10 protein-coding genes are annotated in these 14550 nt (G+C 52.6%); 3 read left to right on the plus strand and 7 right to left on the minus strand.

Annotated features, from left to right (window positions below):
- Window positions 1-2756 precede the first annotated feature (2756 nt).
- The 6 genes from qcrB to ctaC all read right to left on the minus strand — a co-directional run bounded on the left by qcrB (window position 2757) and on the right by ctaC (window position 9271).
- On the minus strand, window positions 2757-4391 hold the full coding sequence (gene qcrB, locus ACXM2N_RS08075; RefSeq protein WP_458487620.1) for a cytochrome bc1 complex cytochrome b subunit: 1635 nt from the start codon (window positions 4389-4391) through the stop codon (window positions 2757-2759).
- Window positions 4391-5596, minus strand: a complete 1206-nt coding sequence (gene qcrA / locus ACXM2N_RS08080; protein WP_458487622.1) for a cytochrome bc1 complex Rieske iron-sulfur subunit — start codon at window positions 5594-5596, stop codon at window positions 4391-4393. Before qcrA ends, qcrB begins: the two co-directional genes overlap by 1 nt.
- Window positions 5593-6486 carry a cytochrome bc1 complex diheme cytochrome c subunit gene (gene qcrC / locus ACXM2N_RS08085; RefSeq protein WP_458487624.1) on the minus strand — a complete coding sequence of 298 codons (894 nt, stop codon included), beginning with the start codon at window positions 6484-6486 and terminating at the stop codon, window positions 5593-5595. The genes qcrA and qcrC overlap by 4 nt, the downstream gene beginning before the upstream one ends.
- Window positions 6487-6558: 72 nt before the next feature.
- Window positions 6559-7176, minus strand: coding sequence for an aa3-type cytochrome oxidase subunit III (ctaE, locus tag ACXM2N_RS08090; RefSeq protein ID WP_458487626.1), 618 nt, complete (start codon window positions 7174-7176; stop codon window positions 6559-6561).
- Window positions 7177-7706: 530 nt separating this feature from the next.
- Window positions 7707-8159, minus strand: coding sequence for an aa3-type cytochrome oxidase subunit IV (gene ctaF, locus ACXM2N_RS08095; RefSeq protein WP_458487628.1), 453 nt, complete (start codon window positions 8157-8159; stop codon window positions 7707-7709).
- 20 nt (window positions 8160-8179) lie between these two features.
- Entirely contained in the window at window positions 8180-9271 is a 1092-nt protein-coding gene (gene ctaC, locus ACXM2N_RS08100) for an aa3-type cytochrome oxidase subunit II (RefSeq protein ID WP_458487630.1), read from the minus strand.
- Window positions 9272-9838: 567 nt separating this feature from the next.
- Here ctaC and asnB point away from each other — a divergent pair.
- Window positions 9839-11761: an asparagine synthase (glutamine-hydrolyzing) gene (asnB, locus tag ACXM2N_RS08105; RefSeq protein WP_458487632.1), complete on the plus strand. Its 1923-nt coding sequence runs from the start codon at window positions 9839-9841 to the stop codon at window positions 11759-11761.
- Between the two features lie 111 nt (window positions 11762-11872).
- Here asnB and ACXM2N_RS08110 read toward each other — a convergent pair whose 3' ends face one another.
- Window positions 11873-12217 (minus strand): HesB/IscA family protein, encoded by a 345-nt coding sequence (locus ACXM2N_RS08110; protein ID WP_458487634.1) that lies wholly within the window; start codon window positions 12215-12217, stop codon window positions 11873-11875.
- Window positions 12218-12598: 381 nt separating this feature from the next.
- On the opposite strand from ACXM2N_RS08110, the gene ACXM2N_RS08115 reads away from it, so the two are divergent.
- Both ACXM2N_RS08115 and ACXM2N_RS08120 read left to right on the plus strand, forming a co-directional pair.
- Entirely contained in the window at window positions 12599-13276 is a 678-nt protein-coding gene (locus ACXM2N_RS08115; RefSeq protein ID WP_458487636.1) for a DUF3043 domain-containing protein, read from the plus strand.
- Window positions 13277-13438: 162 nt separating this feature from the next.
- Window positions 13439-14491 carry a nicotinate-nucleotide--dimethylbenzimidazole phosphoribosyltransferase gene (locus ACXM2N_RS08120; RefSeq protein ID WP_458487638.1) on the plus strand — a complete coding sequence of 351 codons (1053 nt, stop codon included), beginning with the start codon at window positions 13439-13441 and terminating at the stop codon, window positions 14489-14491.
- The last annotated feature ends 59 nt before the right edge of the window (window positions 14492-14550 follow it).

The raw sequence follows: 14550 nt of genomic DNA on the forward strand, positions 1-14550 counted from the left end.
GCCTGGCGGGGAAGTTTGTAACTCTCCATTCGCAGTGAGCGTTACTGCCAAAAAAAGTTTCTCACACACCGAAACTTTGACTTAACGGCTCAGCTCCCATTAAAACCCGCGGTATGCGGTGCCTTTTTGAGAACTGACTCGACTTTTCGATTTTCTTCTGGACGCAACGACTGCTGCGGTCGTTGTTTTTGTCTCAGTTAGGTTACGAAATCACAACAAGTCCTGTCCACTAGTCCAACCGTTTCCGTACCGTTATCAACCTGTTATTCGCCATTTGCCGATAAAACCAGAAGACGTTCCACCTCAGGCCGCAAATATTAGTGCACCACATAATATGAAGGTAAACACCCCGTAAACTGGCATTACTCAACGCGTCTACCGGCGAGCCCGTGCATATTTTTCCATCGCAGGCACATAACAAGTGCGTCGCAAAAATATTTTGTGACATATGGCACATTATCCAGTTATGACATTAACCTAGGGCCATTTGGCAATTATTTTGGCGAAAAATAACAGAAAGATAACCAGTGACGGAGTAACAACTCCCCTACCACGCGCCACATTAGCCACTAGACCAACTCTGCCGCTGCCTATCTATAGCTGAGCTACCGCCGCTCTGCCGTTCACGGCAGTCAGATAACAGGTCAATTTTCACAACTTGGAAACGAGACTCCTGTTTTAACCAATGACCGTCTAGAACACTCAGGTAACAATTCCCTTATCCACGTGCTGCCTTTATGTAGGACGTGGCTACTGCCCAATGAGAGCCTGCGAATCACCTCATTGCTAGTACATAACGATCGATCGCTTTTGATAACGGCGCACTAGTGACTGGCAAACCGGATGTGGAAAGAAGGCACGACAAAAACCAGGGCGAACGTCAACTCGCGCTCACGCGAATGCCATAACTCCTATGACGGATACCACCAAGGCGCCTTCACTCACCCCAAGATAAATCTTCTGGAGCCCGACTCTACTTCTCCCAACGGAGGGCGCAGGCGGGCGCATGAAGAAGGAGGCTCCCCAAGGACAGTGATCAACCATGTCAGAGTTACCCGACTGGCTTTCGGTCATGCGGATTAAGGCATTTTAAGGCTACGGCTGATGAACATCGTTGAGTCTGCGCCAAACAGGAATGGCTAAGAAAACAAATACCGGAGCCGCATTCTCACACCGTCCGAACATTCCAAGTATCTACAGGACTTAAACACCAATAAGGCGACACCTTGGTGGCCGTGGGACTTCCCACCGGAAGGGTGCCTTTGCCATCCCTTTCCTATCAAGGCGGAATTATTCTGCGTCGAGAAAAAGAATCTTCTCAGCGAAGCCTGGCTCGCTAGGACAAGACGAGAAGAACGAGGAGCGTTAAAACCTGTAACCGTGACTTACTACGCAAAGGATCTACATAGCTACAAGAACGCCGCCCCATTAATTAAGCCGCCCCTTGTAGATAGTACAAATCCATTACCATAACGCTCCTCTTGCCAGTGACTTACAACTTTGTTGAAAACAATCAGTGCCGAAGATACTTGATGAGTTATGTGCGAATTCATCGCTAGGGATTGTGGCCCTTGAAACAGACTCTGTGAAGAGCGTGAATAAACTCTTCGTTAGAGTTCATCAACTAGGCGGGCATTCTCGCGAGGCTATAGAGCGTGAAGAAAAAGAAGCAAAAACCAATCTTGAGATTCCACCACCTCTCCCCTGACCGCATGGTTAATAGGAGAAGATGTCGCGGGAATAGCACAGAAGCGCAGGAACGCCTCCAACGCAACTGCAAGCTCGTGCCGCTGGCGGCTGTCTACCCCACCACTCGTCAACGAGCGTCACTACGATAGGCACCTAGGCTCCTCGCCGGAACTTGAAGAATCCTATGACGCATAAACGCCTAACACACCTGAATTATCAAGCAGAGCATCAGCCTCGTGCGGCTGCGCGAAGTCACGTGCGAGTACGCATCTCGCGCGGCGCTTCCGTAAAGCGCATACTCTTGCTCATCAAGGCGTACGTGCGGTTAGCAAAGCGAAATATCTCGGTACTCCCATATGGATGGGTTTGCTTCATTTCTGGGTAGCTAATATGTAGCAATGGAATGGGGCTAGTCCACCAAGACGCAGTCGTTACAGCAGTTTTCAAAGACTAAATTCTAAGACCGCCGTAAATCGCAGCGTCCAGCGAACTCCACGCGGCAAATTCCATCGACAACATTAACGTTGGCACCTCTGCTCAAGACTTTGCCTCGTCTTGGTAGTCAGAATTCTTCCCCTCTAATACAGAAGCGATTCACTTTTCTGTGTGGGAACCAGAACTTTTAATTAAACAGTTCCTGTTCTTACGATCAGCTTCTTTACTACCAGAGTGTGGTCTGCATCCTCGACGTCCGAAGACGAGAGAACCACTGCCGGTTAAAACAAGACACAAGCTTTGCCAACTAAGCGGCGCTCAGGGGCCAGCCGGCCAGTGACCCGAACGTCTGGGTGACGCCGGCAGCAAAAGCCACCAAACTACAGCGAAATGGATCGACTCAAACCCTACGAGGGGAGGAAGACTGCCAAAGTAGCTCCGCGCCTTTACCTGTAAATACGGCAAAATGCGCGCTCCCCATATTCAGTGGGGAGCGCGCATCGTGCTTAGCACCCAAATGAGTTACAGAAGCGCTCAATGGGGCTTAAGTTAAAAGTGCTAAACAAGCAGCGAGTCCCACCGAAGCAAACTTCGGTGGGACTTATGTGAGCGCTACTTGGAGCAGAGTCTGATTAGCTCAGACCCTTAAGACCATTCTCCTGGTCTTTTGCACGGTTAGCCTCGTTGAGGTTGCGGAGCATCTCTGCTTCCTCAGCGTGGTTAGCATGCTCAATCTCAGCTGCGCGGCGAGCGATCTCTGGGGAATCCGCCTTGAATGCACCGCCACGACCTGGGTGGCCGGAGAAGCCGAGCTGGTTCATCTGCTTTGGAACCGCTGCACCGCCGTAAGGCAGCGGAATTGGGTGACCGTGCTCATCCACTGGGCCGAGAGGCTGGTGGATTTCAACGAATGCACCGTTAGGCATGGTCTTGATGATACCGGTCTCAATACCGTGCTCCAGTACCTCGCGATCGGAGCGCTGGAGACCCAGGCAGATGCGGTAGGTGATGAAGTAGGTCAGAGGTGGCAGGATGATCAAGCCGATGCGACCAACCCAAGTCATAGCGTTAAGGGAGATCTGGAAGAAGTGTGCTACGTGGTCGTTACCACCAGAGAGGGTAACGAGGAAGTAGAACATGATCGCCATAGCGCCGATTGCCGTACGAACTGGTACGTCGCGAGGACGCTGCAGCAGGTTGTGATGAGCATCGTCCTTAGTAACAGCCTTCTCAAGGAATGGGTAGGCAACCAAGAGGACAACCATGATGCCACACATCAGGGCTACCCAGAATGCACCAGGGATGGTGTAGTTACCGAGGTAGAGCTCCCACGCAGGCATGACACGTGCTGCACCGTCAGTCCAGAGCATGTAAATATCTGGCTGAGAACCAGCAGAGACCTGAGATGGGTTGTATGGGCCAAGAACCCAAATTGCGTTAATGGTGGTCAGACCCGCCATGAGCGCAAGAACACCAGCGGTAACCAAACCAAATGCGGCAGCCTTCAGGCCGAACAATGGCAGAATGCGAACGCCTACAACGTTGTTTTCGGTGCGACCTGGTCCAGGGAACTGGGTGTGCTTCTGGTACCAAACCAGAGCCAGGTGAGCAGCGATCAGCGCCAGGATGATTGCTGGGATGATCAGAACGTGAGCGATGTAGAAGCGATCAAGCATGATCTCAGATGGGAAGTCTCCACCGAAGATCAACCAGTGCAGCCAGGTACCAACAATTGGGATACCAACGATAATTGCGGACATGATTCGCAGACCGACGCCGGAGAGCAGATCGTCAGGCAGGGAGTAACCCATGAAGCCTTCGACCATGCCCAGCAGGAGCAGGAAGGAACCGATGATCCAGTTTGCTTCACGTGGGCGACGGAATGCGCCGGTGAAGAAGATACGCGCCATGTGTACACACATGGAGACCATGAACATCAGTGCAGCCCAGTGGTGCATCTGACGAACGAACAGGCCGCCGCGAACCTCGAAGGAAATGTTCAGTGCGGTCTCGTATGCACGAGACATTTCAACACCGTTAAGTGGAAGGTAATCACCTTTGTAGATGACCTTGGTGATCGAAGGATCGAAGAACAGGGTCAGGTAAACACCGGTCAGCAGCAGAATGAGGAAGCTGTACAGTGCGATCTCACCGAGCATGAAAGACCAGTGAGTTGGGAACACCTTGTTGATCTGCCGGCGAATGCCGGAAGCAGCGGTGTACCGAGAATCAATGTTGTTGCCGATTTCGGCGAGTTTAGTGCTCATTATGACTTACGCTCCCAGAATGCTGCTCCAACAGGCTCACGGAAGTCGCCTGCGGCGATGAGGTAACCCTCTTCGTCAACGGTAATTGGCAGCTGTGGCAAAGCACGCGCAGCTGGTCCGAAGACCGGCTTACCGTAGTGCAAAGCGTCGAACTGCGACTGGTGGCAAGGGCACAGAATGCGGTTGGTCTGAGCCTCGTAGAGAGAGGTTGGGCAACCGATGTGCGTACAGATTTTAGAGAATGCGTAGTAATCGCCGTAGTGGAAGTCTTCCTGACCCTGGCGCTCAACAACCTTCTCCGCGTCGCGGGAACGAAGGCGGATGAGCATGACAGGGTTACGAGGACCGTGTACGGAGTGCATGTGCTCCTCGTAAACGACACGGGTCTCGTCGTAACGATCACCATCGTTTACCAAGCTCTCAGGGAGTGGGAAAACAGTCTCCATGGAAGCTGCAGCCAGATCCTCAGGGCGAACACGAACCAAACGGGAAATGCCCTGGGTAGTCCAGTGTCCATCGTGCTCTTCAGCAATAGCGCCGGTGTCGCGACCGAGGTAGATCTTCTCACCGTTCTTGGTAAGAGTCCAACCGGAGTGCCAGAGAGTACCGTCACCCTGGATACCGAGCTTGCCGGCCTTCCATGGGTTCTTCACCATGCCACCCAGCGGAGCGACGATTACCAAGCCAGCCAGTACGCCGCCTACACCGAGAAGGGACTTCAGCACCTTACGGCGACCAAGAGTGGAGGTTTCCCAAGAGTCGTTGAGAAGTGCGACGATGGTACGGCGGTCCACCTCTTCGGAAGGGCCGTCGTGACGACGCTGAACTGCAATCTCTTCAGGGACGATGGTCTTGATGTAGAGAACTACAGCAATACCCAGAGAGAGGATGGCCAAACCAGAGGTCAAGCCGAGCAATGGGGTGTACAGGGTGTAAATCCACTGTCCCTCATCGCCGTGTGCCTTGTAGTTCCATGGCCAGAACAGGTAAGTAGCCAGGAATCCGAGGGCAGCGACAATTGCGATAACCAGCCAGACGCCGACGGTGCGTGCAGCGCGCTTTTCAGCAGGGTCATTGGCAATTGGGAAGCGCTCCTTGCGGTATGCAACGGTAACGCCATCAAGCTCGGTGCCGAGGCGCGCAAGCTCGTCATTGCTCATTGCGTTGAGCTCTTTGTCGGTGTATTTCATCTCATTGTTACTCATGAACGTGATCCAATCCAGAGAGCTGCAGCGATGACAAGAACAATGCCGCAGAGCCACATGAACATACCCTCAGCTACTGGGCCGAGGCCGCCGAGGCCCCAACCACCTGGAGAAGGTGATTCCTTGGTCTCCTTGATGAATGCGATGATGTCCTTCTTCTCATCAGCGGTTAGCTGACGGTCGGAGAACTTAGGCATGTTCTGAGGACCGGTAAGCATAGCCTGGTAGATCTCCTGCTCGTTTGCAGGATCCAGAGGTGGTGCGAACTTGCCGGAGGATAGTGCGCCACCACGGCCAGTGAAGTTGTGGCAGGATGCACAATTCAAACGGAAGAGATCAGATCCACGTGCAACGTCGAGTGGGTCAATCTGACCGTCGTAGTTCTTACCACGCAGGGTCTCGAGGGCGACGGTGCCGTCCTCATTCTTAACGATGCCAGGTCCGCCACCATTAGCCTCAACGTATGCAGCAAGTGCAAGAGTCTGAGACTCGTTGTAGCGGGCAGGCTTGCGCTGTGCCTGAGCTTCGTTGCGCAGCATTGGCATGCGGCCGGAGTGTACCTGGAAGTACACAGCGCCAGAACCAACACCGATCAACGAAGGGCCACGATCCTGAACACCCTGAAGGTTAGCGCCGTGGCAGGTGATGCAGGCGACGTCGTAAAGGTCCTTGCCTTCTTGGATCAACGCTTGCTCATCACGCTGAGCGGTAGCTACCTGAGCATCAGGGGTAACTGCGCTGACGAAAACGCCAGCACCGGTTAGGCCGAATGCCAGGGCCATAGCACCAGCAACGGTACGGCGTACCTTGCGACGGCTTTTTACCTTCTTCGCATTCTTAGCCGAAGCAGTATCAACTGCTTCCGGGGTGTGTGGGTTAATTTCCATCATTTCCCTTATGTCTCGTTACGGAAAGTGAAGGGCTGTAGGCCAAAGCGTAAAGACCGCTAAGGCCTTTACGGCCTACTGAATGAAGTAAACAGTGATGAACAGGGCGATCCAAACGACGTCAACGAAGTGCCAGTAGTAGGACACAACCATTGCCGCGGTTGCCTGTGCCGGGGTGAACTTCGCCTTACCGATTCGCAGCAATACAACTACGAAAGCCAGGACACCAGCAAGCACGTGTGCTGCGTGGAAGCCCGTGGTAATGAAGAATACGGAGCCGTAGACACTGCTTGGGATGGTCATGCCGTGGTGAATGAGTTCGTAGTACTCATACGACTGACCAAGCAAGAAGATCGCGCCGAGGAGAATGGTGATACCAAACCAACGGCGAACTCCGAATACATCACCGCGCTCTGCCGCGTACACGCCCTTTTGTGCGGTAAAGGAAGAAGACACAAGGATCACGGTGATCACAAGTGCGTAAGGGACGTTGAGGTGCTCTGTTCCCTCTGCCCATGATCCATTACCTACACCATTAGCGCGTGACACGAAGTACATCGCGAACAGGCCGGCGAAGAACATCAATTCCTGAGACAGGAACACAATCGTGCCGACACTGACCATATTTGGACGGTTCAGTGCCGCAACACGTTGTGGTGCTGCCATATCTTTATTTCCAATTGCGCTCGTCACGCTTTCTAGTATGACTGTTTGAACGCTCTTAGTCACGTCGTTTACCCCGTTTTTTTTTCGGCTCAAAATACCGTGTTTTGACAGATATATGTAAGGGATCTTCCGAAATCTTTTTCCTCGTTGCCGGGAACTTTTTCCCCTCTTTTTCCGACGCACTGTTTTTGCAGGTCAAAAGGCCCAGACTTTACCGGCCTTAGCAATTTCGGGAATACACCGCGAAAAACTGAACGCACGAGAAAGAATCTGCTACTTACAAATCACAAACTCAAGTGTGGACTATCTCACAGTAAGATAAAGCCTTCTCATCCCCACTTACAACTTTCGTATGCCCCAAGTTGACCTGCGGTTTTATCCTCAAGCCACCCACTTTCCACCCACGTAAAAAAATTTTGTTGCTCTGGGAACTTTTCTATTTCATCATCCGACGGGCTGCAGACATGCCAAAAGGGCCACTCCTTTTAGGAGTGACCCTTTACAAGACGCGTGGCCCTATTCTCGGCTGTTTCTCCGCCGAGGAGAGGATAGGAATTCTAGTGCTTTTCCTTAGGCATGCCGTACTGCAGGTTGAGCATCGTGGTAGTCCAGATGAGGAGGACAGCGCCGAACGCAATCAGCCACCAGTGGAGGTAGATGACACCGAGGCCCAAAACCAGCACTGCCAAGGACATTGCGAAAGGCCAGATGGAGTGAGGGCTGAAGAAGCCCAGGGTACCTGCACCGTCAGAGATCTCAGCTTCCTCCCAGTCTTCAGGAAGAACGTCAGCGTGACGGTCGGTGATCTGGAGGTATCCACCTAGCATGAGAGCGAAGATGGTAGCCAGGATCATTGCTACGCCGCCGGCCCACTCGTAGTTAAAGCTTCCGGCGCCCTCCAAGTACAGGTTGCCAGCATCTTGAACGTTGAGGGTAATGAAGATGTAGAACACGGAAACAATGCCTAGGAAGGCAGCGAAGCCGTACATGATTTTCGCGGTTGCATTCATGCTAAATACTCCTCTCCCTTTTAAGCGTTGTTGTCGACGTAGTTGTTATCTACGCCAGTCTTGCGGTCAGAGTTGAATGGAGCGGTAGAGGTTGCGTATGGCTCCTCACCGATCTGGGACAGTGCATCAGAGTTAGTCATGCCTGGGTTAGCATCACGAATCTCCATGTACTGCTGGAACTTCTCTCGAGATACTGCGCGAATCTCGAAGTTCATCATTGCGTGGTAGGTACCACACATTTCTGCACAGCGACCAACGTAAGCGCCTTCTTCCTCGATTGCCTCAATCTGGAAGGAGCGGTTCTGTTTGTTCTCTTCTGGGTGAGCGTAAGCGTCACGCTTGAAGAGGAACTCTGGTACCCAGAACGCGTGGGATACGTCAGCAGATGCTAGATCGAACTGAATTGGGGTGTTGGTTGGAAGAACCAGTACTGGAATCTCTTCAGTGGTTCCCAAGGTCTCAATCTGGTTGAAACGGAGGTATGAAACGTCAGACTTAGAACGACCATTAACTGGGTTCTCGTGCTTGACGGATCCTGGCTCGTCGTAGGTAGATGCCTCTGCAATGTCCTGACGATCCTGATCTACGCCGTTGTAGTCAGAACCGTTTGGAGAAAGATCAGCGGATACCTTCTGGTAACCGAACTTCCAGTTCCACTGGTATGCCGTTACGTCAACGACTACCTCTGGATCCTTGTCCATAGCGGTTACCTTGTCCTGGGTCTGAACGGTGAAGAAGAACAGAACCATGACAATAACGATTGGGACGATGGTGAGTACAAGCTCCAAAGGAATGTTGTACTGAGTCTGGCGAGGGAATTCATCCTTGCCGGCCTTCTCCGCCTTCTTGGCGCTCCAAGAGAAGCTGCCCCAAAGGAAGAGAACCCACATAACGATACCGATAACCCAAGCGGCAACCCAGGTCCAAGACCAGAAGTTGTACATTGCGGTTGCCTCTGGAGTTACACCCTTTGGCCAACCGAATGCGAGAAAGTCACCGATTGCGCCACCTGGGGCGTCAACGTCACATCCTGCAAGAGCGAGTGCACCGGTACCGAGGACACCGCCTAGCAGTGCCTTGCGACCAAAGCCACGCTTGTGCTGCTGTTCCACGCGCGTCTGCCTTTCCTGTAAAACACTAGATTTCTTCGAACTTCCCATTCCGGTAGCCGATATCTCGGTTGATTATTGGCACCGTTATAGAAGAGTCCACGTCTAATTAGGCAGAATAGCGCACTTTTGGCCGTTTTCCTTAACTTTTAAAAATCCTCTCAGAGCCTATAAACAGCGGTTGAGCACGTTGCAATTTGCTGAAATGCCAGTAACTTGCACGTTTAGAAATACACTCCAATGAATGCTGTTACCCATTTCACAATTGGGATGTTCCGTATCAACCTTATGGATACCCACAACCTGAGCGACGGTCACCCCCACCCCTAAGGGCCCCGCTTAGGGCCGAGTTTTACTTAACCAACAACGAGGGCTGTGTTTCACCTATTAACTCTCACCCAGTTTTGATGGGTCATCTTGAGCAGGTTGCCGTTACAGGCAGTTACTGCTTTGTGCTGTAGTGTTGTGCAAAAGATCGCTGTCGTTTCTGACAGTTTAGATTGGGGCATCGCTTTGATGTAGAGCCTGCTCAATACGTCTATTACTAAATCCTTAGGAGGATTCCCGTACATGTGCGGTCTTCTAGGCTTTCTAAGCGCCAACTCTGAAGCACAACGCTTTGTAACTTCTATCGAGAAAGCGCTGCCTTGCATGCGCCACCGCGGCCCAGACGAGGCCGGATCTTGGCATGATGATTCAGCCATCTTCGGCTTTAACCGTCTTTCCATCATTGACTTAGAACATTCCCATCAGCCATTGCGATGGGGCCCAGATGGCGAGCCTGACCGCTATGCCATGACATTCAATGGAGAGATATACAACTATCTTGAACTCCGCAAAGAACTCGGCGATCTTGGTTACTCCTTTAATACCTCCGGTGATGGCGAGCCAATCGTTGTCGGCTTCCACCACTGGGGCGCAGATGTTGTCAATCATCTGCGTGGCATGTTCGGCATTGCCATCTGGGACACCAAGGAGCAGAAGCTTTTCCTAGCGCGCGATCAGTTCGGTATTAAGCCGCTCTACTATGCAACCACTAACCAGGGCACTGCATTTTCTTCAGAGAAAAAGTGCATCTTGTCCCTCGCTGAAGACATGGGTCTAGGACTGGATCTTGATTTCCGGGCCATCGAGCACTACGTGGATCTTCAGTATGTTCCTGAGCCGGAAAGCCTTCACAAGCAAATTCGCCGCCTTGAATCAGGAAGCTATGCTTTCGTCTCCCCTGGCGGCGAGCTCGAAGAACACCGTTATTTCAAGCCGCAGTTCAATGTGAAGCCCGTTCCAAAGGGTAAGGAACAGGAGTTGTTCGACCGCATTGCTCGGGCATTGGAAGACTCCGTCGAGAAGCACATGCGTGCGGACGTCACTGTTGGATCATTCCTGTCAGGTGGCATTGACTCCACCGCTATCGCTACCTTGGCCAAGCGCCACAACCCTAACTTGCTCACGTTCACCACTGGATTTGAGCGTGAGGGCTACTCAGAGGTTGACGTAGCAGCGGAATCCGCGGAAGCCATCGGTGTCGAGCACATTGTAAAGATTGTGTCTCCTGAGGAATACGCGAACGCAATTCCAAAGATCATGTGGTACCTAGATGATCCGGTAGCGGATCCTTCCCTAGTGCCTCTGTTCTTCGTTGCTCAGGAAGCACGCAAGCATGTCAAGGTTGTTCTCTCCGGCGAGGGCGCAGATGAGCTCTTCGGTGGTTACACCATTTACAAGGAGCCTTTGTCTCTAGCACCGTTTGACAAGATTCCATCTCCTTTACGTAAGGGATTGGGCCAACTATCGAAGGTGCTGCCGGATGGCGTTAAGGGCAAATCCTTGCTGGAGCGCGGCTCCATGACCATGGAGGATCGCTACTACGGCAATGCGCGTTCCTTCAATTTTGATCAGATCCAGCGAGTACTGCCGTGGGCTAAGCGCGAGTGGGATCACCGCGAGGTTACTGCTCCTATCTACGCACACTCTCAGAATATGGATGTCGTTGCTCGCATGCAGCACCTGGACCTATTCACGTGGATGCGAGGCGACATCCTCGTCAAGGCAGACAAAATCAACATGGCTCACTCACTGGAGCTTCGCGTTCCATTCCTTGACAAGGTTGTCTTCGAGGTCGCTGAAACGATTCCTCATGAGCTGAAGATTGCCAACGGCACCACCAAGTACGCATTGCGCAAGGCTATGGAGCAGATCGTTCCTCCACACGTACTTCACCGCAAGAAGTTGGGCTTCCCAGTACCAATGCGTCACTGGCTTGCCGGCGATGAGTTGTTTGGTTGGGCTCAAGACACCATCAATGATTCTCAGACCGAATCCATCTTTAACAAGAAAGCCGTTCTGGAGATGCTGAATGAGCACCGTGATGGTGTATCAGACCACTCCCGTCGTTTGTGGACCGTTCTGGCGTTCATGGTGTGGCACGGAATCTTCGTCGAACACCGCATCGATCCAGGCATTGAAGATCGGGACTACCCTGTCTACCTGTAACTGCCATTAGGCGTTCGTTGAGGAAGCGGTAAACCCGCTTCCCCACCCCCTCCTGAATGCACAAAAGGTTCAGCATCTTTAGATGCTGAACCTTTTGTTTTTGCCGAGTGTTTAGTTGAAGGAATCACCACAAGCGCAGGAACCGGAAGCGTTAGGGTTATCAATGGTGAAGCCCTGTGCTTCGATGGTGTCTGCAAAGTCAATGCGAGCACCGGTGAGGTAAGGAACGCTCATCTTGTCCACTACCAAGCGAACGCCACCAACTTCATCGGCCTTGTCACCGTCGAGGGTGCGATCATCAAAGTAGAGCTGGTAACGCAGACCTGCGCAGCCACCTGGCTGTACTGCAATACGCAGTGCGAGGTCGTCACGACCTTCCTGATCCAAAAGCGCCTTAGCCTTTGCAGCGGCAGCATCGGTCAGGATGACTCCAGTGTTGGTGGAAGGTGCAGTCATCTTTACAACTCCTTTGGTAAAAGTCTTGTTCAGGTATGTCGGCACTTGTGAAGTGTCGCAATAAATGCCACAACTCTAGCAGCTTTTGGTGCACGCTCTCACGTGCATCATGTCCTTGGAACTCTCGGGTAAGGACACGATGCAAGGTTTCACTCGTGCTTCTTGAGCTAAAACGTCAGCGGTACCCTTGTTTATTCCATTTCTCTTCTTAGTCGTTCCGGAAGTTGCCGTACCTATGACTTAATGGTGTGCCAAATAGGGGTTTTGACGTGTTGTTGGTAGCCTATTGTGGTGAAAAGCCCGAAGGTCACGGTGTTTTTAACTCCATGCGTTTTCGGGCGTGGAAAGTTACTGAATTTAACCCCGAGGAAGCCACTTACTGTGTCCACATCTAGGCCAACCACTGACTCTGCTGATCAGCCAGACAACACAACTTCTCACGCGAAGCTTTCTAAGGCGTACACCCCAAAGAAGGGCCACGCTACCCCTTCTCGTAAGCAGGCTCAGCAGCACAGTGGCTCCTTTGAGTCCCGCTTTGCGCCAGGCGCTACTTATGGCGAGACCCGGAAGGCTCGTAAAGAGCTCAAGAACTCCATGTCGTCCGCAGAATGGAAGCAGTATAAAGCCAAGGAGAAACAGGAACGCCGTGAGCGCTCCCGGCAGGCACAAGCTGCCATGGACCGCGGTGAAGAACGCTACTTGCTGCCGCGCGATAAAGGCGAAGAACGACGTTTCATCCGCGATTTTGTTGACTCTCGTCGCTATTTAAACAACTGGGTCATGCCGTTCGCCATCATTTTGCTGGTATTCCTCCTGTTTGGACAGGCGTACCCAACCTTCGGAGGTATCGTTTCCATGATCGCCATGGTGATCATGTTTATCTTCTTCGTAGAAGGAGTATGGCTAGGCAAGGCTGCCTCGAAGGCAACCCGTGAAAAGTTCCCTAACACTTCTGAGCGTGGATTCTCAATGGGCTTCTACGCGTATGGTCGAGCTACCCAACCACGAAAGTGGCGCACCCCTAAGCCTCGCGTAAACATCGGAGACAAAGTCAACTAAGTTATTCAACTCTCAGGGCCAGGAGCGATGATCCAGATCACCGCTCCTGGCCCTTTTTCCTTGCTGCGGTGACTCAGAGTGGATTGAGATTGCGTGGGGAACATAGAATTGACGGCGGTATCCCTTAGCTCGATGTGCAATAAAGGTAGGCAAGGCAACTTCATGCAGCCAACAGATTTTTTCCCGCAGGTTCAAGCACCAGCATTCGGCCGTGAGGGTGAGGTACGAGATCTGGTTTTAGCTTCCGGCCATAACAAGGATGCTTTGGGGCGCCTCGTAGGACTAGGCGCGTGGTTGGCGGCCTGCTATGACTGCATGCCACCTCACCGAATTGAAAACCCCAAGTTAGTGGTATTCGCTGGCGATCATGGTGTAGCAAGCAAAGGTGTCTCGGCTCTGGAAGAGGGCGCGTCTGTTTCCATGGTGGAAGCCATTAACAGCGGCTCATCTCCTACTTCTACCGCCGCTCGGGTCGTGGATGTACCAGTTCGCATTGTGGATATCTCTCTCGATCATGATGTGTTCGGTGACGAGAGAGTTTCGAAAAGTTGTGGCTCCATCGACATCGAAGATGCTATGAGCGAGGACGAATTTCGGCGATCACTGGAGATTGGCATGAGAATTGCTGACCAGGAGATCGATTCCGGCGCTGACTTGCTTCTGGTGGGCGATATCGGTGTAGGCAGCACCACCGCAGCGGCTGTCATTTCTGGTATTTATTCCAATACTGAACCCGTGGTTGTTGTCGGACGTGGCTCAGGCATTGACGACGAAGGGTGGAAGCGCAAGGTTGCTGCGGTGCGCGACGCAATGTTCCGCGTCCGCGGAGCGCACGCGGACATTTTTACGGTAGCGCGTAAGGTCACGTCACCAGACATGGTGGCGATGGCTGGCTTCATCGCGCAGGCTGCTTGCCGACGCACCCCCGTGGTGATAGACGGGGTCACCTCGACCGCAGCCGCAATCATGGCCGACAGGATGGCGCCCGGCGCGCGCAAGTGGATGCAAGCAGGGCAGCTCACCATGGAACCGGCACATGCATTGGCGTTGCAGTACTTGAATTTGGAGGCCATTAGTCTGCTGCGCATTAACGTCGGCGGTGGTGTTGGTGCGTTATCGGCAGTGCCGTTGTTGCGGATGGCGGCTGATCTTCTTAATGATCTGGGCCCTAGGCCTCAAGCTTCATCTATCCCCTCTGCTGAGAAAGAATCCTAGTACCCCTTGCATTGTGCGCGAAGGCCCCCATTCACATGGTGATTGGGGGCCTCTAGTCT

Source organism: Corynebacterium sp. ZY180755, from assembly GCF_054331495.1.